Genomic DNA, 17765 nt, shown 5'->3' with positions numbered 1-17765 from the left:
AGGCCCGGGAATCCACCGGGCCCGCCGTACGTTGTTCCCCTCGACGGGACCTGTCGGCCCACGCCGCCGCGTTCCGTCCCGTTCCGCAGTTCCCGCTGACCGAAGGATCCAATGACCCACTCCACCCCTTCCTCCTCTTCCGCCTCTTCCGCATCCGCCGACCGCCGGCGTCTTCAGGCGAACACCCGGGCGAACGCCCTCATGGAGGAGGACGTCGCGTGGAGCCTTGAGAACGACGGCGGGCGCGACGGCGACCAGTTCGACCGTTCCGAGCGCGCCTCGCTGCGCCGGGTCGCCGGGCTCTCCACCGAGCTCGAAGACGTCACCGAGGTCGAGTACCGGCAGCTGCGCCTGGAGCGCGTCGTGCTGGTCGGCGTCTGGACGGACGGCACCGCGGACGATGCCGACAACTCCCTCGCGGAGCTGGCCGCGCTCGCCGAGACCGCCGGCGCCCTCGTCCTCGACGGCGTGATCCAGCGCCGTGACAAGCCCGACCCGGCCACCTACATCGGCTCCGGCAAGGCGAACGAGCTGCGCGACATCGTCGTGGAGACCGGCGCCGACACCGTGGTCTGCGACGGTGAGCTGAGCCCCGGCCAGCTGATCCACCTGGAGGACGTCGTCAAGGTCAAGGTGGTCGACCGCACCGCCCTGATCCTCGACATCTTCGCCCAGCACGCCAAGTCCCGGGAGGGCAAGGCGCAGGTCTCGCTGGCCCAGATGCAGTACATGCTGCCCAGGCTGCGCGGCTGGGGCCAGTCGCTGTCCCGGCAGATGGGTGGCGGTGGCTCCGGCTCGTCCGGCGGCGGCATGGCCACCCGTGGCCCTGGTGAGACCAAGATCGAGACCGACCGGCGCCGCATCCGCGAGAAGATGGCGAAGATGCGCCGGGAGATCGCGGAGATGAAGACCAGCCGCGACCTGAAGCGCAAGGAACGCAAGCGCCACCAGGTCCCGTCGGTCGCCATCGCCGGATACACCAACGCGGGCAAGTCCTCCCTGCTCAACCGCCTCACCGGCGCGGGCGTGCTGGTGGAGAACGCGCTGTTCGCCACCCTGGACCCGACCGTGCGCCGGGCGGAGACCCCCAGCGGCCGCCTCTACACCCTGGCCGACACCGTGGGCTTCGTCCGCCACCTGCCGCACCACCTGGTGGAGGCGTTCCGTTCCACGATGGAGGAGGTCGCCGACGCCGACCTGATCCTGCACGTGGTCGACGGCTCGCACCCGGTGCCCGAGGAGCAACTGGCCGCCGTCCGCGAGGTGTTCCGCGACGTCGGCGCGCTGGACGTGCCGGAGATCGTGGTGGTCAACAAGGCCGACGCGGCCGACCCGCTGGTCCTCCAGCGGCTGCTGCGCCACGAGAAGCACGCGATCGCGGTCTCCGCGCGCACCGGCGAGGGCGTCGCCGACCTGCTCACCCTGATCGACGACGAACTGCCGCGCCCGGCGGTCGAGATCGAGGCGCTCGTGCCGTACACCCAGGGGGCGCTGGTCTCCCGGGTGCACGCGGCGGGCGAGGTGCTGCGCGAGGAGCACACCGCCGAGGGCACCCTGCTGGCCGCGCGGGTCCACGACGACCTGGCGGCCGAGCTGGAGCCGTACGCACTGGCCGCCCGGCACTGACCGGCCCCGCAGGCGACGGCCGCCCCGGAAGCGGGAGGCAGGCCGAAGCAGGCGGACGTCCCGAACGCGACGGGCCCGCACCCTCTCCGGGGTGCGGGCCCGTCGCGTCGGTCCAACGGCGGCCGTGCGCCTACTGGTTGGCGAACTTCTCGCTGATCGAGTCGAAGACACCCTGCGCGACCGAGCCCAGGTGCGGGCCCGCCAGCCAGGAGTTGTCCGACGGGCCGATCGAGGTGTTCGACACCAGCGCCAGCTGCCCGTTCGGTTCCTTGGTGAACCAGCCGCCGCCCGACGAACCACCGGTCATCGAGCAGCCGATGCGGTATTCGGTGGGCGCCGCCGGGTCGAGCGACAGCCGCCCCGGCTTGTCGACGCAGTCGAACATCCGCTGCCCGTCGTACGGCGGCGCGGCCGGGTAACCCCAGGCGCCCAGCGACGACATGGCGGTCGCCGACGGCGCGTCGAACCACACCGGAAGCGCCGCGCCGACCGTCTCCTGGAGCGACTTGCCGCCGCCGTTCTCCGGCTTCACGTGCAGGATCGCGAAGTCGTACGGGGACCCGCTGCCGCCGGTCTCCGCGCCGGTGGAGATCCACTGGCTGGAGGTCTGCGCCCAGTCCGCCCACCACACGCCGTACGGGGCCACCTCGGACTCCGGCGCGTTCTGCGTCTGCGCGGCGGACAGGCCGTCGTCGTTGTAGGACGGCACGAAGGCGATGTTGCGGTACCAGCCGCCCTTGGCGCCGGAGTGCACGCAGTGCCCCGCCGTCCACACCAGATCGGACTTGCCGGGGTGCGCCGGGTCCTCGACGACCGTGCCGGAGCAGACCATCGGGCCGCTGGGGCTGTCGAAGAAGACCTTGCCGACCGGGGCCGCGTCGGCGTGGTACGGCGTCGGCACCGCCTGAGCCTGCTTCCTGGCCGGCGCCGGGTCCGTGATGCCCTGGTCCTGGCCGACGCCCGTGGGCACCTGGTCGGGGCTGTCCTTGGCCTCACTCATGCGCGACGGCTTCCACAGGTCCTTGATGACCGGGTTGGCGAAGTCGGCCGCCTGGCGCGCCCAGTGGTCCCACTTCTTCCAGTCGCCCTGCTTCCACTTGCGCAACTCCTGCAAGCTGGTGGGCAGATCACCGGGCAGATGCGGGCCCGCGGTGGCGGACGAGGTGGATGAGGCGGCCGTGGCGGCCTGACTCGGCTTGGCGTCGGCGCTGTCGCCGTCGGGCCCGCAGGCGGTGGCCGACGCGGCGACGAGCGCCGTGACGGCCACCGCCGCGAACGCCGACCGGCGAATTCGCGGCCGGATGCGTGGCATTGGGTCTGTCCCCCTGTGTGCGGCGGCGCACGCTGGGCGGTGGCCGCCGCTCGCTGCTCGTTGTCATGGCCCCGGCTGGGGCGTTCCCATGATGCCGGTGCGGTTGAGGACGGATCGGGGCGGGGCTGTGGTTCCCGTGTGAAGGATGGCCGGGCGGCGGGTGGGTGCGCATGGGTGCGCACAGGGGCGCACGCCGCGTCGGGCGTACGCGTCGCGCGCGCCGCGCACTCGCGTGCGCGCCTCGGACGAACTCGCGTGCGCGCCCCGGACGAAACGGAATCCCGCCCGTTGCCGATCAAGCGCCGTCGCGTTGATACCGAGGGGGAGTCCCGGTCGGCACGGGTCCGGTCCGTGGGCACTCCCTCGTCAGTGTCATCAGCGTGATCAGCGTCGTCAGTACGCCGACCCCACCCGGGAGGTAGCGCCTCGTGGCCGGACCGCCATCCATCGCCCCGTCACCGCCGCACGGCGGACCGTCCGCCCACGGGGACGACACCGGCGGCGCTCCGCCCCCGCACCCGGGCGCCACCGGCGGCGCGTCCGCCCCGGACGGGGACGCCGTGGACGCCCCGTCGGCCTCCGGGGACGAGGTCTCGGGCGCGCCGCAGGCCCCGGGGGACGAGGTCTCGGGCGAGGGCATCCTGCGCCGACAGGCCGCGCGCGAGTCCGCCGCCCGCACCTACGCTCGCTCGCTCCCCATCGTCCCGGTGCGCGCCCGCGGGATGACCGTGGAGGGCGCCGACGGCCGCCGCTACCTCGACTGCCTGTCCGGCGCCGGGTCGCTGGCCCTCGGCCACAACCACCCGGTCGCGCTGGAGGCGATCCGCTCGGTCCTCGACTCCGGCGCCCCGCTGCACGTGCTCGACCTCGCGACGCCGGTCAAGGACGCCTTCACCACCGCCCTGTTCGAGACCCTGCCGCCCGCGCTGGCCGACCGCGCGAAGGTGCAGTTCTGCGGCCCCGCGGGCACCGACGCGGTCGAGGCCGCGCTGAAGCTGACCCGCGCCGCGACCGGCCGCCACGGCCTGCTCGCCTTCTCCGGCGCCTACCACGGCATGACCGACGGCGCGCACGCGGCGAGCGGCGGCACCCCGGCGCGCCCGCCCGCCGCCGTGCCCGGCGTGACGCGGCTGCCGTACCCGTACGACTACCGCTGCCCGTTCGGCGTCGGGGGTCGGCAGGCCGCCGAGTTGTCCGCGCGGCTCACCGCCAACCTGCTGGACGATCCCGCGGGCGGCGTCGAACCCCCGGCCGCGATGCTGGTCGAGCCGGTGCAGGGCGAGGGCGGCGTGGTGCCCGCGCCGGACGAGTGGCTGCGCCGGATGCGGGAGATCACCGCCGCGCGCGGCATCCCGCTCGTCGCCGACGAGGTGCAGACCGGCGTCGGCCGCACCGGCGCCTTCTGGGGCACCGACCACAGCGGTGTCGTGCCCGACGTGATGGTGATGTCCAAGGCGATCGGCGGCAGCCTGCCGCTCGCCGTCATCGTCTACCGCGACGACCTCGACGTCTGGGAACCGGGCGCCCACGCGGGCACCTTCCGCGGCAACCAGCTGGCGATGGCGGCGGGCACGGCCACGCTGCGGTACGTCACCGCCAACCGCCTCGCCGAGCGCGCCGGCGCGGTCGGCGCCGTGATGCTCACCCGGCTGCGCTCGCTCGCCGCCCACCACTCCTGCGTCGGCGACGTCCGCGGCCGCGGGCTGATGATCGGCGTGGAACTCGTCGATGCCGAGGCCGAACGCGACGAGTACGGCGCGCTGCCCGCGGCCCCGGGACTCGCCGCCGCGGTGCGGGCCGAGGCGCTGCGCCGCGGACTCATCGTCGAACTCGGCGGCAGGCACGGCGCCGTCGTACGCCTGCTGCCCCCGCTCACCATCACCGACGAACAGGCCGAAGCGGTCCTGGACCGGCTGGCCGACGCCATCGACGCGGCCGAACGGACCGCCCGGCGCGACCGCCGCGCGGCGGACCCCACCCCCTGCGACGGAGCCCAGCGATGACCTCCCACTCCTCGTCGGCGTCGCCGAACGGCGCCACCCGCACCCCGCCCACCCCGACGGTGCCCGCGCCCCGGGCCGCCGGGGACGACCCGCTGGAGCAGTCCGGCGCCCACGCGGCGGCCGACGCGGCCACCACCGAGAACCTGCTGCGCTGCTGGGCGCGCGAGACCGGCCTGACACCCGAGGACGGCGACGGCTCGACCGCCTCCGCGATCGGCTCGACCGCCTCCGCCACCGGCCGCGTGCTGCGCGTCCCGCTGGCGGCGACCGGCATCGTGCTGCGGGTGCCGGTGCGCCACTGGTCGCTCGCCGGCGCCCACCGCTTCGGCCCGCCCACCGTCGAGGGCGTCGCCGCCGACGCCTGCCTGGACGCGGTCACCCTCGGCGCGCTGCTCGCCCGCGAGTCCGGCGCCGCACCGGCCGACAGCGCCGACCTGGCCGGACGGATCGCCGACTCGGTGCGCCGCACCGCGCTGTTCCTGGAGGAGCGCAGGGCCCGGCCCGCGCCCCCGGCGGACACGACCGCGTTCCTCGACGGCGAACAGGCGCTGCTGCTCGGACACCCGCTGCACCCGACGCCCAAGAGCCGCGAGGGCTTCACCGACGCCGAGGCCCGTGACTGGTCCCCGGAGACCCGCGGGTCGTTCGCCCTGCACTGGATGGCCGTCGACCGCTCCGTGCTGGCCACCGACTCCGCGTGGACGCAGCGCGGCAGACCGGTGCCCGCCGCCCGGATCACCGCCCAACTCGCGGGCTGCGGGCCCCGGTTGCCCGAGGGGACCGTGGCGTTGCCGGTGCACCCCTGGCAGGCCCGCGAGCTGCGCCACCGGCCCCAGGTGCGGGCCCTGGTGGAAGCCGGGCTGCTGCACGACCTCGGTCCGCACGGCGACCCGTGGTTCCCCACCTCCTCACTGCGCACCGTGCACCGGCCCGGCGCCCCGGCGATGCTCAAGCTGTCGCTCGCGGTACGGGTCACCAACTCCCGCCGGGAGAACCTGCGCAAGGAACTCGTGCGCGGAGTCGAGGTGCACCGGCTGCTGCGCAGCGGCCTCGCCGCCCAGTGGCACGCCGTCCACCCGCGCTTCGACGTCGTGCGCGACCCCGCGTGGCTCGCCGTCGACACCCCGGACGGCGAACCGGTGCCGGGCCTGGACGTGGTGCTGCGGCACGCGCCGTTCGGTGACGAGGACGACGTGTGCTGCCTGGCCGGGCTCACCTCGCCCCGGCCCCGCCCCGACCGTCCCGCGACCGAACTGCGGTCCCGGCTGGCCGAGTTGACCGCCCGGCTCGCCGCGCGCACCGGCCGTCCCGGCGCCGCGGTGGCCACCGAATGGTTCCTGCGCTACCTGGACGCCGTGGTCCGGCCGGTGCTGTGGCTGGACGGCGAGGCGGGCGTGGCGCTGGAGGCCCACCAGCAGAACACGCTCGTCGTGCTCGACGGCGAGGGCTGGCCGGTGGGCGGGCGCTACCGCGACAACCAGGGCTACTACTTCCGCGAGTCGCACCGCGCGGCGCTGGCCGCCCGGCTGCCCGGCATCGGCGAGGTCAGCGACACCTTCGTGCCCGACGCGGTCGCCGACGAGCGCTTCGCGTACTACCTGGGCGTCAACAACGTGCTCGGCCTGATCGGCGCCTTCGGCGCGCAGGGGCTCGCGGACGAACGCGTGCTGCTGGCCGCGTTCCGCCGCTTCCTGGCCGAACGCGCCCGCACCGGGACCTCGTCGCTGCCCGAACTCCTGCTGCACAGCCCGGTGCTGGGCTGCAAGGCCAACCTCCTGACGAGAGTCCGCGGCCTCGACGAACTCGTGGGCCCGGTGGCCACCCAGTCCGTCTACGTCACCATTCCCAACCCACTGGCCGCCACCGCGGCGGCGTGAACCACGAGGAGGGCGCCGACGATGCCGCCCACTGACGCAAGGACCGAGGACCGGGGGACGGAAAGCGGGGAGCCCGGCGCGCGAACGGACGCGGGCGGGGGCGCGCGGACCGCCTCGGGAGACGAGGCGGGCGCGGGCGAGCCGGCCGTCGCACGCACCGGCGCGGGCGGGTGCGAGGACACGCTCGACCTCGACCTGCACGCCCCCGTCCCGCTCCCGTCCGTCCCCGTGCCCTCCGCCGCCGCTCCGCCGGGGCCTCCCGGCCCCGGCGGCGACGATCCGCTGGACGGCCTCGCCGGCTGGGGGCCCGTGGCCACGCCGCTGGGCGCCTTCCACCTCGTCCCGGTCGAGGTGGAACGTGACCTCACGCTGCTGACCGGGTGGATGAACGATCCGGCCGTCGCGGAGTACTGGCACCTCGCGGGCCCGCCCCGGACCACCGAGGAGCACCTGCGCGCCCAGCTGGACGGCGACGGCCGCAGCGTCCCGTGCCTGGGCGTGCTCGACGGGACGCCGATGAGCTACTGGGAGGTCTACCGCGCCGACCTCGACCCGCTCGCCCGCTACTACCCGGCCCGCCCCCACGACACCGGCCTGCACGTGCTGATCGGCCGGATCGCCGACCGCGGCCGGGGGACCGGCGCCGCGCTGCTGCGGGCGGTCGCCGACCACGTGCTGGACCGCCGACCGGCCTGCGCCCGCGTGATCGCCGAGCCCGACCTGCGCAACACCGCGTCGGTGGCCGCCTTCCTCGCCGGAGGCTTCCGCTTCGCCCTGGAGACCGACCTGCCGGACAAACGCGCCGCCCTCATGATCCGCGAGCGGGCGCTGCGCGATCGGCTCTGAGGGCGGGCGCGGGGCCGGTCGCCGATGGGCGCGGACCGGTCGCCGCGGCAGGCGTGACCGTCACCCTTCGAACGCGGCGGTCGCTCCTCGTTCGAACGCGGCGGGCGCTGTCAGTGGCTCCGCGTAGGCTGGGAGGCCTATGACCAAGCCCGCCCTCACCGAACTCCTCCACGCCGCCGTCACCGCGGTCGGCGGCGTGGAACGCCCCGGCCAGGTCACGATGGCCGAGGCCGTCGAGACCGCCGTGGACGACGGCTCCCACCTGCTGGTCCAGGCCGGCACCGGCACCGGCAAGTCGCTCGGCTACCTCGTGCCCGCGCTGGCGCACGGCGAACGCGTCGTCATCGCCACCGCGACCCTCGCCCTCCAGCGCCAGCTGGTGGAACGCGACCTGCCGCGCACCGTCGAGGCGCTCAAGCCGCTGCTGCGCCGGGAGCCGCAGTACGCGATGCTCAAGGGCCGCTCCAACTACCTCTGCCTGCACCGCCTCCACGAAGGCGTGCCCAGCGACGAGGACGACGGGCTGTTCGACCCGATGGAGCAGATGGGCGGGCCGACCAGCAAGCTCGGCAAGGACCTCGTGCGGCTGCGGGACTGGGCCGACGAGACCGAGACCGGCGACCGCGACGCGCTCACCCCGGGCGTCTCCGACCGGGCCTGGTCGCAGGTGTCGGTGACCTCGCGCGAGTGCCTGGGCGCGAGCAAGTGCGCGTACGGGGCCGAGTGCTTCGCCGAGGCGGCCCGCGAACGGGCCAAGCTCGCCGACGTCGTGGTCACCAACCACGCGCTGCTCGCCATCGACGCCATCGAGGGCGCCCCCGTCCTGCCGCCGCACGAGGTGCTGATCGTCGACGAGGCCCACGAACTGGTCTCCCGGGTGACCGGCGTGGCCACCGGCGAGCTGACCCCCGGCGGCGTCAACCGTGCGGTGAAGCGCTCGGCCCGGCTGGTCAACGAGAAGGCCGCCGACGCGCTCCAGACCGCCTCCGAGGGCTTCGAACGGCTCATGGAGCTGGCGCTGCCCGGCCGCCTGGAGGAGATCCCGGAGGATCTCGGCTACGTACTGGCCTCGTTGCGGGACGCCTGCCGCCTGGTGATCACCGCGCTCGGCGACGTACGCGACAAGTCCGTGCAGGACGAGGACGCGGTGCGCAAGCAGGCCCTGGCCGCCGTCGAGAACGTGCACGGCGTCGCCGAACGGCTGCTCGCGGGCTCGGAGTACGACGTGGTGTGGTGCGAGCGGCACGACCGCTTCGGCGCCTCGCTGCGGATCGCGCCGCTCACCGTGGCCGGGCTGCTGCGCGAGAAGCTGTTCACCGAGCGGTCGGTGGTGCTGACCTCGGCGACCCTGAAGCTCGGCGGCGACTTCAACGGGCTCGCGGCCTCGCTGGGGCTGGCGCCGGAGGGCACCGAGGGGGAGGACCTGCCGGTCTGGCGCGGTACGGACGTCGGCTCGCCGTTCGACTACCGCAAGCAGGGCATCCTCTACGTCGCCCGCCATCTCTCGCAGCCCGGACGCGAGGGCGGCCGGACCGACATGCTGGACGAGCTGGCCGAGTTGATCCAAGCCGCGGGCGGCCGCACCCTCGGGCTCTTCTCCTCGATGCGGGCCGCGCAGGCGGCGGCCGAGGCGCTGCGCGGGCGGCTGGACTTCCCGATCCTGCTCCAGGGCGAGGAGACGCTCGGCGAGCTGATCAAGACGTTCGCGGGCGACGCGGCCACCTGCCTGTTCGGCACGCTGTCGCTCTGGCAGGGCGTCGATGTGCCGGGCCCCAACTGCCAGTTGGTGGTGATGGACCGCATTCCGTTCCCCCGGCCGGACGACCCGCTGATGAGCGCGCGGCAGAAGGCGGTGGAGGAGAAGGGCGGCAACGGTTTCATGGCGGTCGCCGCCACCCACGCCGCGCTGCTGATGGCGCAGGGCGCGGGACGGCTGGTGCGGGCCACCGGCGACCGCGGCGTGGTCGCCGTCCTCGACCCCCGGCTGGCCAACGCGCGGTACGGCGGATTCCTGCGCACGTCGATGCCGGAGTTCTGGTACACGACGGACCGCGCCCAGGTCCGCCGCTCCCTGGCGGCCATCGCCGCGGCGGCGGACGCGCCGGGGGCGACCGGGGCCGCGGCGCCGGGGGCAGCCGGGACCGCGGAGGCCACCGGGACTGCCGAGGCGGCGGAGACCGCGGGCGCGGCGGAGGCGGACGCGTCGTAGGGCGCGCGGCGCCCTCCGCACCCGGAAAGACCGGCGCCCCCGCACACGACAGGACCCCGGAACCGACGCGAGGTTCCGGGGTCCCGTGGAGGCGCGGTGCGGTCAGATCCGCCGCAGCACCGCGACGACCTTGCCCAGGATGGTGGCGTCGTCACCGGGGATGGGCTGGTACGCGGAGTTGTGCGGGAGCAGCCACACATGGCCGTTCTCCCGCTTGAAGCGCTTGACGGTGGCCTCGCCGTCGATCATCGCGGCCACGATGTCGCCGTTCTCCGCGACCGGCTGGCGGCGGACCGTCACCCAGTCGCCGTCGCAGATGGCCGCCTCGATCATCGAGTCGCCGACCACCTTGAGCACGAACAGCTCGCCGTCGCCCACCAGTTGACGCGGCAGCGGGAAGACGTCCTCGACGGACTCCTCGGCCAGGATCGGGCCGCCCGCCGCGATCCGCCCGACCAGCGGCACGTAGGACGCGGACGGCTTGCCCGTGGTGTCCGTGGGCTGGGAGTGCGCGGTGTCGGAGCCGCGGACCTCGTAGGCGCGCGGCCGGTGCGGGTCGCGCCGCAGGAAGCCCTTGCGCTCCAGCGCCATCAGCTGGTGCGCCACCGACGAGGTGCTGGACAGGCCCACCGCCTGGCCGATCTCACGCATGGAGGGGGGATAGCCGCGACGCTGCACCGAATCCCGGATGACCTCGATGACCCTGCGCTGACGGTCGGTGAGCCCCGAGCTGTCGGCGCGGATCCCGGGTGGACGACCGGGCAACGCGCGTGCCGGCTTGGAGGTTTCGTCATTCACCGGGCTCATCGGATTCACTGGGCTCACTGAGGTAACGGAAGTCATCTGTGTCATGGCGTCGAGCCGGTCCTGGGAGCGGTCCTGGGCGGTGATGGTGGCACTGTCTGCGGTGGTGGTCACGGCGGCCCCTCTCTGGTGTTCTCCCTAGTGAGACAACGGTAGTTGGTTTCGAAAGGTTGCGCCAAACACACGTTCGAGTGAAAATTCACGAATCCACTGACACGATCAAGCTACTGGGTGTAGCTCGCCGAATTGCCCTTCGGGGAATTCCGTGATTGCACCGAGATTCGCCGTTGACGCTCCCGTGGTCGTCCCCGGCGCGACCCCCGCACCCGCACCCCGTACATCATCCCCGGCCCCCCGGTACGCGGGTGCGACACCCCCGTCGCCACTGCGCGTAGCCGACGCCGCGAGCGGCGGACCCGGGGCGTTCGAGGCCGCGTCGGCGTCGGCCGCAGCGGCGACGCTCCCGTTCGCGTACGCCGTGCGGCCGGGCCGCCGTCGCGCCGGAGCGCGAAGCCCCGCACTCCCGACCTTGGGCGCGCCGTACGCGCGTCGCCGCGAGCCCGTCGCCGCGTGGGCCGCCCGCACACCGTACGCCCGCCTCGCGTAGGCTCACAGGCGCCGCGCCGGGGCGACACGCGCAGGTGCTCCTCGCTTGTACACCCCACATCTAGTGGTTTGATGTCCGGCGTCGGCCTACAGGTTGTGGTCCCGGGGGCGTCATCGCCCAAGGGATCGCCTATGCTTGGGGATGTGTTCGCGGGGGCCCCTGAGGTCCCTGTGACGCTTGGTCCATACCGTGCGACGGTGACGCGTGCGGCCGGAGGGTGAGGAGGGAATCAGATGCACTGCCCCTTCTGCAGGCACTCCGACAGCCGTGTGGTCGACAGCCGCACCACCGACGACGGCACCTCGATCCGGCGTCGTCGCCAGTGTCCCGACTGCGGCCGGCGCTTCACGACCGTCGAGACCGCGTCACTCATGGTGATCAAGCGCAGCGGGGTCACCGAGCCCTTCAGCCGCGACAAGGTCATCGCCGGTGTCCGCAAGGCCTGCCAGGGCCGCCCGGTCACCGAGGACGCGCTCGCCCAGCTCGGCCAGCGCGTCGAGGAGGCCGTACGGGCGACCGGCAGCGCGGAGCTGTCCACCCACGACGTCGGTCTCGCCATACTCGGCCCCCTCCAGGACCTCGATCTCGTCGCCTACCTGCGGTTCGCCTCGGTCTACCGCGCCTTCGACTCCCTCGAGGACTTCGAGGCGGCCGTCGGCGAGCTGCGCGAGCGGAACGCGGCGGACGCCGGGCCCGCCGGTGACACGGACGCCCCGGAAGCGGCGGACGGCGAGAACCCGGCGAGCGCCGGGGGCCCCCGGAACGACACGGGCGCCCGGTGCGACGCGAGCCGCGGCGGAAACACCGCGAAGGACACGAGTGCGGCCGAGCCGGCCCGCACCCCCACGGGTACCCGTGCCGACGACGGCCGGTGCCCGGAGCAGGCCAGGGAACGGCCACCCACCGGCCGGCGCGGCGGCGACGGGGGTGCGGCGGTTCCCGCCCCCGGCGGTCCGGTCGCCGGCTGACGACCACGCGGCCCGGCGCGCCCGCTGCGGCGCCCGCCCCGCGTAGGCCGGCAGGACACCGACACAGACGTGCCGAGGCGCCGGGCGTGCCGAGGCTGCAGAGAACATCGTGACGCGGGAAGAACCGCGGCACTTCTGGGCGTTTTGCCCGTATAGGGAGGCGGCATGACAGACACGGCGAGCGGTTCGGCACGCTCTCGCGCCAAGGGCGGCAAGGCGACGGCCGACAAGGCGGCGAAGGGTCTGCGCGTCGAGCGCATCCACACCACGCCCGGCACTCACCCGTACGACGAGGTGGTGTGGGAGCGGCGCGACGTCGTCATGACGAACTGGCGCGACGGTTCGGTCAACTTCGAGCAGCGCGGCGTGGAGTTCCCCGACTTCTGGTCGGTGAACGCGGTCAACATCGTCACCAGCAAGTACTTCCGTGGCGCGGTCGGCACCCCGCAGCGCGAGAACAGCCTCAAGCAGCTGATCGACCGCGTGGTGAAGACCTACCGCGAGGCGGGCGAGAAGTACGGCTACTTCGCCTCCCCGGCCGACGCGGAGATCTTCGAGCACGAGCTCGCGTACGCCCTGCTGCACCAGGTCTTCAGCTTCAACTCGCCGGTCTGGTTCAACGTCGGCACCAAGCAGCCGCAGCAGGTCAGCGCCTGCTTCATCCTGTCCGTCGAGGACTCCATGGAGTCGATCCTCGGCTGGTACAAGGAAGAGGGCATGATCTTCAAGGGCGGCTCCGGCGCCGGCCTGAACCTCTCGCGCATCCGTTCCTCCAAGGAACTGCTCTCCTCCGGCGGCAACGCCTCGGGACCGGTCTCCTTCATGCGCGGCGCGGACGCCTCCGCGGGGACGATCAAGTCGGGCGGCGCCACCCGCCGCGCGGCCAAGATGGTCGTGCTCGACGTGGACCACCCGGACGTCGAGGCCTTCATCGAGACCAAGGTGAAGGAGGAGGAGAAGATCCGCGCGCTGCGTGACGCGGGCTTCGACATGGACCTGGGCGGCGACGACATCACGTCCGTCCAGTACCAGAACGCCAACAACTCCGTGCGTGTCAACGACACGTTCATGAAGGCGTACGAGAACGGCGAGAAGTTCGGGCTGCGCGGCCGCCTGACCAACGAGGTCATCGAGGAGGTCGACGCCCGCGCGCTGTTCCGCAAGCTGGCCGAGGCCGCCTGGGCGTGCGCCGACCCGGGCATCCAGTACGACGACACGATCAACCACTGGCACACCTCGCCGGAGTCGGGCCGCATCACCGCCTCCAACCCGTGCAGCGAGTACATGCACCTGGACAACTCCTCGTGCAACCTCGCCTCGCTCAACCTGATGAAGTTCCTGCGCGACGACGACCAGGGCCACCAGACCTTCGAGGCCGAGCGCTTCGCCAAGGTCGTGGAACTGGTCATCACCGCCATGGACATCTCCATCTGCTTCGCGGACTTCCCGACCCAGAAGATCGGCGAGACCACCCGCGCCTTCCGCCAGCTGGGCATCGGCTACGCCAACCTCGGCGCCCTGCTGATGGCCACCGGCCACGCCTACGACTCCGACGGCGGCCGCGCGCTCGCCGGCGCCATCACCTCCCTGATGACCGGTACGTCGTACAAGCGCTCCGCCGAACTGGCCGCCGTGGTCGGCGCGTACGACGGCTACGCCCGCAACGCGGACGCCCACCAGCGCGTCATGAAGCAGCACTCGGACGCCAACGCGGTCGCCCGCCGCATGGACGACCTGGACACCCCGGTCTGGGCGGCGGCCACCGAGTCGTGGCAGGACGTGCTGCGGCTGGGCGAGAAGAACGGTTTCCGCAACGCGCAGGCGAGCGTGCTGGCCCCGACCGGCACCATCGGCCTGATGATGGACTGCGACACCACCGGCGTCGAACCGGACCTGGCCCTGGTCAAGTTCAAGAAGCTGGTCGGCGGCGGTTCGATGCAGATCGTCAACAACACCGTGCCGAAGGCGCTCAAGCGGCTCGGCTACCAGCCCGAGCAGGTCGAGGCGATCGTCGCCCACATCGCCGAGCACGGCAACGTGGTGGACGCCCCCGGCCTCAAGCCCGCGCACTACGAGGTCTTCGACTGCGCCATGGGCGACCGGGCCATCTCGCCGATGGGCCACGTGCGCATGATGGCGGCGGCCCAGCCGTTCCTGTCCGGCGCGATCAGCAAGACCGTCAACATGCCGGAGTCGGCCACCGTCGAGGAGATCGAGGAGATCTACTACGAGGGCTGGAAGCTCGGCCTGAAGGCGCTGGCCATCTACCGCGACAACTGCAAGGTCGGCCAGCCGCTGTCGGCGAAGAAGAAGGACGACGCGGCGGCGACCGCGACCGCCGCGACCGAGGCCCCGGCCGCCGCGGTCGAGAAGGTCATCGAGTACCGCCCGGTCCGCAAGCGCCTGCCCAAGGGCCGCCCCGGCATCACGACGTCCTTCACGGTCGGCGGCGCCGAGGGCTACATGACCGCCAACTCCTACCCGGACGACGGCCTCGGCGAGGTCTTCCTGAAGATGTCCAAGCAGGGCTCGACCCTCGCGGGCATGATGGACGCCTTCTCCATCGCCGTCTCCGTCGGCCTGCAGTACGGCGTGCCGCTGGAGACCTACGTCTCGAAGTTCACCAACATGCGCTTCGAGCCGGCCGGTCTGACCGACGACCCGGACGTGCGGATGGCGCAGTCGATCGTCGACTACATCTTCCGCCGCCTGGCGCTGGACTTCCTGCCCTTCGAGACCCGCTCCGCGCTCGGCATCCACTCCGCCGAGGAGCGCCAGCGGCACCTCGACACCGGTTCGTACGAGCCGGAGGGCGAGGACGTCGACGTGGAGGGCCTGGCGCAGTCGGCGCCGCGCCAGCTCAGCGCGCCGCAGGCCGCGACCGCCAAGGCCGACCCCGCGCCCGCGCCGAAGCAGGCGCACAACTCCACGGAGCTGCTGGAGATCCAGCAGGGCCTGAACGCGGACGCCCCGCTCTGCTTCTCCTGCGGCACGAAGATGCGCCGCGCGGGCAGCTGCTACGTCTGCGAGGGCTGCGGCTCGACCAGCGGTTGCAGCTGACCGTGCGCCCCCGGCGGGGGTGAACCAGCTCGGGCGGGGTGCCGGCGTTCGCGCCGGCACCCCGTCGGGCGTTGCGGTGGCGTGTGGGGATGGCCTGGGGTTGGGGACTCGGGGCGTGCGCTGCGCGCGCCTGCGGTCTGCCACCCCGAGCTTCGGGTTCCGTGCGTGTCGTGGGTTTGCGGACGTCGCTTCGCTCGGCGGGGTGGAGTGCCGCCGATAGCTCTGGACGCGAGGTGTGACCGCCCGATTACCCTCGGTCGCGTGGGGTGCGGTCGTGCAGTCGGCCGCCCAGGCACCGGAGGTGTTCCATGCGACGCTTCACCACCAGGATCGGCGTCCTCGCGGCGGCGGTCATGCTGGCCTGTACGGCCGGCGGCATCGCGCAGAGCAGTGCGGCCCCGAGCGCGGCTCCCCGGGCGGCGGCGGCCGCCGAGGAACCCGCGTACTTCGAGATGACGGACATCACGGGTGAGCCGTTCGTCATCAAGCTGACCGACAGCGCCAGGATCGAGGAGGCCCGCAGGATCCTCTCGGGCGAGGAACGGGACCGCCTCCACGTCATCGGGCGCATCGTCAAGCGGCGGGAGCCGTACAACCCTCGCTGGGACTTCGCCCTGAACCCGGACACCGTCTCGTTCTTCGAGGTGTCGATCGAGGTCTGCGACGCCACCACCCCGTACGTGGAGGACCATCTGGACGAGGCGGGCGGCGCCTTCCTGCCCGGCCTGTACTGGTGCCCCTGGACGTCCCGCCTGGTGCGGGAACTGCCCAGGTCCTGAGGCGCCCACCGACTGCGGGTCGCGGGCCGGAGCCGTACGACGGTCGTGGCGTCACGTGCTCCGGCCCCCGCCGAGCGGCCCGCGGCGCGGCCGGCACCGTGGGCGCCTTACAGGGTGTGGCAGCCTCACGGTGTCGCTCGCGTCTCCCGCATCGCGAGGGCGGCGGTGATCGCCGTCCCGAAGGGCGAGGGCGGCTGCGGTCGCCGTCAGTGCCGACAGGCAGGCGGCGACGAGCAGGAACCGCCGCATCCCCGGCACGAACCCGGGGTCCGCGCGCAGTGCGTGCGCTCCGGCGCACGCTCCGGACAGGGCGACGCCGACCGCCCCGCCCGACTGCCGTGCGGAGTTGACGATCCCGGAGGCCAGTCCGGCCCGCTCCGGCGGAATGGCCTCCAGGATCGCACCGGTGAGCGCGGGCGCGCAGAACGCGGCGCCCACGCCCAACGGCACCAGCGCGGCCAGGACCCAGGCCGTCGCCGTGCCCGGCCCGACGGCGGAGACCGCCAACAGTCCTGCCACGAGCAGGAGTTGGCCGCCGACGAGGGGCCGGCGCGGACCGTGCCGAGCGGTCAGGCGTCCGGCCAGGACGTTGACCACGGCGATCAGACCGGTCATCGGGAGGAACATCAATCCGCTGACCACGGGCGAGTCGCCCCGTTGCGTCTGGAAGAACAGGCCCAGCACGAAGACCGAGCCGTAGAACCCCAGGTTCAGCGCGAAGCCCGCCGCCGTGCAGACCGCGACCGCCGGTGTCCTGAAGAGCCCGAGCGGCACCACGGGATGCCGTCCGCGTGCCTCGACGGCCAGGAACACCCCGCCCGCCACGGCGAACGCCACGAGACCCGCGACGACCCCCGGGGCGCGGAACCCGTGCGCGCCGCCCTCGATCATCGCGAAGACCAGCCCGGCCGACGCGACCACGGCCGCCGTCTGCCCGGCGGGGTCCAGCGGCGCGGGACGCGGCGCCGACCGCCGCACGACCCGCAGCCCGGCGAGCCCCGCCACCCCCAGCGGCACGTTGAGGAAGAAGACCCAGCGCCACCCCAGCCCCTGGGTGAGCAGACCTCCGGTCACCGGACCGGCGGCGACCCCGACACCGCTGGCCGCCACCCACCACGCCACCCCCCGGGCCCGCGCGGCCGGGTCCGTGTACGTCCGGCGGATGAGGGCCAGCGACGCGGGCAGCATCAGCGCCGCCCCGCAGCCCTGTGCGGCCCGCGCGGCGATCAGCGTCCCGGCCCCGGGCGCGAGCCCGCAGACAGCCGACAGCACGGTGAACGCCGCGAGCCCGGCACCGAAGGCGCGGCTCGCCCCGACCCGGTCGGCGAGCGCGCCCGCGGACAGCAGTAGCGCCGCGAACGGCAGCGTGTAGCCGTCCGCCACCCACTGCGCCCCGGCGACACCTCCACCGAGATCGTGGGCGATGCGCGGCAGCGCGACGTTGACCACGTTGACGTCGAGCGTCGCGACGAAGAACCCGAGGCAGGCGACGAGCAGCGGGACCGGACCGGGCGACGCCGTGTTCCCGGGGAGCTGCTCGGCGCGGGACGGGTGGGTCGGGCGGGTCGGGCGGAGGAGGCGGCGGCGGTCGGAGGGCATGGGTTTCCCAGGGTCGGAGTCCATGTCCTGCGCGCCGTCGTCAGCCTACGTGCACGGGTTCGCACCGTGGAGCGG

General features: G+C 73.5%; 10 protein-coding genes and 1 pseudogene. 8 read left to right on the top strand and 3 right to left on the bottom strand.

The genetic code is table 11. The annotated features are described in order from the left end of the window. Positions 1-111: 111 nt before the first annotated feature. Positions 112-1626 carry a GTPase HflX gene (gene hflX / locus K7472_RS20350; RefSeq protein WP_222979929.1) on the top strand — a complete coding sequence of 505 codons (1515 nt, stop codon included), beginning with the start codon at positions 112-114 and terminating at the stop codon, positions 1624-1626. A 130-nt stretch (positions 1627-1756) separates the two neighbouring features. Here the strand turns inward: hflX and K7472_RS20345 are convergent, their stop codons facing one another. Then, positions 1757-2938: a trypsin-like serine peptidase gene (locus K7472_RS20345; protein ID WP_222979928.1), complete on the bottom strand. Its 1182-nt coding sequence runs from the start codon at positions 2936-2938 to the stop codon at positions 1757-1759. A 428-nt stretch (positions 2939-3366) separates the two neighbouring features. On the opposite strand from K7472_RS20345, the gene K7472_RS20340 reads away from it, so the two are divergent. The 4 genes from K7472_RS20340 to K7472_RS20325 all read left to right on the top strand — a co-directional run bounded on the left by K7472_RS20340 (position 3367) and on the right by K7472_RS20325 (position 9873). Next, positions 3367-4941, top strand: coding sequence for a diaminobutyrate--2-oxoglutarate transaminase family protein (locus K7472_RS20340; protein ID WP_372458001.1), 1575 nt, complete (start codon positions 3367-3369; stop codon positions 4939-4941). Beyond that, positions 4938-6818: an IucA/IucC family protein gene (locus K7472_RS20335; RefSeq protein WP_222979927.1), complete on the top strand. Its 1881-nt coding sequence runs from the start codon at positions 4938-4940 to the stop codon at positions 6816-6818. Before K7472_RS20340 ends, K7472_RS20335 begins: the two co-directional genes overlap by 4 nt. Positions 6819-6839: 21 nt before the next feature. Further along, a complete protein-coding gene (locus K7472_RS20330; RefSeq protein WP_222979926.1) occupies positions 6840-7664 on the top strand; it encodes a GNAT family N-acetyltransferase in 825 nt (274 codons plus the stop codon). A 139-nt stretch (positions 7665-7803) separates the two neighbouring features. Then, the gene (locus K7472_RS20325; protein ID WP_222979925.1) at positions 7804-9873 is read left to right on the top strand and encodes an ATP-dependent DNA helicase; all 2070 of its coding nucleotides are present in this window, start codon (positions 7804-7806) and stop codon (positions 9871-9873) included. A 102-nt stretch (positions 9874-9975) separates the two neighbouring features. Here K7472_RS20325 and lexA read toward each other — a convergent pair whose 3' ends face one another. Continuing rightward, entirely contained in the window at positions 9976-10791 is an 816-nt protein-coding gene (gene lexA, locus K7472_RS20320) for a transcriptional repressor LexA (protein ID WP_222979924.1), read from the bottom strand. Between the two features lie 726 nt (positions 10792-11517). Here lexA and nrdR point away from each other — a divergent pair. From nrdR to K7472_RS20305, 3 genes and pseudogenes are all read left to right on the top strand, one after another. Then, a pseudogene (gene nrdR / locus K7472_RS20315) lies at positions 11518-12042 on the top strand (transcriptional regulator NrdR); the annotation flags it as partial. A gap of 375 nt (positions 12043-12417) precedes the next feature. After that, positions 12418-15312, top strand: coding sequence for a vitamin B12-dependent ribonucleotide reductase (locus tag K7472_RS20310; RefSeq protein WP_222979923.1), 2895 nt, complete (start codon positions 12418-12420; stop codon positions 15310-15312). A gap of 308 nt (positions 15313-15620) precedes the next feature. Beyond that, positions 15621-16091 carry a BP74-related protein gene (locus K7472_RS20305; RefSeq protein ID WP_222979922.1) on the top strand — a complete coding sequence of 157 codons (471 nt, stop codon included), beginning with the start codon at positions 15621-15623 and terminating at the stop codon, positions 16089-16091. 51 nt (positions 16092-16142) lie between these two features. On the opposite strand, the gene K7472_RS20300 is transcribed toward K7472_RS20305, so the two are convergent. Further along, positions 16143-17690: an MFS transporter gene (locus tag K7472_RS20300; protein WP_222979921.1), complete on the bottom strand. Its 1548-nt coding sequence runs from the start codon at positions 17688-17690 to the stop codon at positions 16143-16145. Between the last annotated feature and the right edge of the window lie 75 nt (positions 17691-17765).

Source organism: Streptantibioticus parmotrematis (assembly GCF_019890615.1).
GTDB lineage: Bacteria > Actinomycetota > Actinomycetes > Streptomycetales > Streptomycetaceae > Streptantibioticus_D > Streptantibioticus_D parmotrematis.
Note: the sequence above shows the minus strand (reverse complement) of the source record. Positions and strands in the feature narration are given on the sequence as shown.

Coding starts and splice junctions, on each gene's coding strand:
- K7472_RS20310 (WP_222979923.1), top strand. CDS start 12,418: ATGACAGACACGGCGAGCGGTTCGGCACGCTCTCGCGCCAAGGGCGGC.
- K7472_RS20325 (WP_222979925.1), top strand. CDS start 7,804: ATGACCAAGCCCGCCCTCACCGAACTCCTCCACGCCGCCGTCACCGCG.
- K7472_RS20305 (WP_222979922.1), top strand. CDS start 15,621: ATGCGACGCTTCACCACCAGGATCGGCGTCCTCGCGGCGGCGGTCATG.
- K7472_RS20345 (WP_222979928.1), bottom strand. CDS start 2,938: ATGCCACGCATCCGGCCGCGAATTCGCCGGTCGGCGTTCGCGGCGGTG.
- K7472_RS20330 (WP_222979926.1), top strand. CDS start 6,840: ATGCCGCCCACTGACGCAAGGACCGAGGACCGGGGGACGGAAAGCGGG.
- K7472_RS20335 (WP_222979927.1), top strand. CDS start 4,938: ATGACCTCCCACTCCTCGTCGGCGTCGCCGAACGGCGCCACCCGCACC.
- K7472_RS20300 (WP_222979921.1), bottom strand. CDS start 17,690: ATGCCCTCCGACCGCCGCCGCCTCCTCCGCCCGACCCGCCCGACCCAC.
- hflX (WP_222979929.1), top strand. CDS start 112: ATGACCCACTCCACCCCTTCCTCCTCTTCCGCCTCTTCCGCATCCGCC.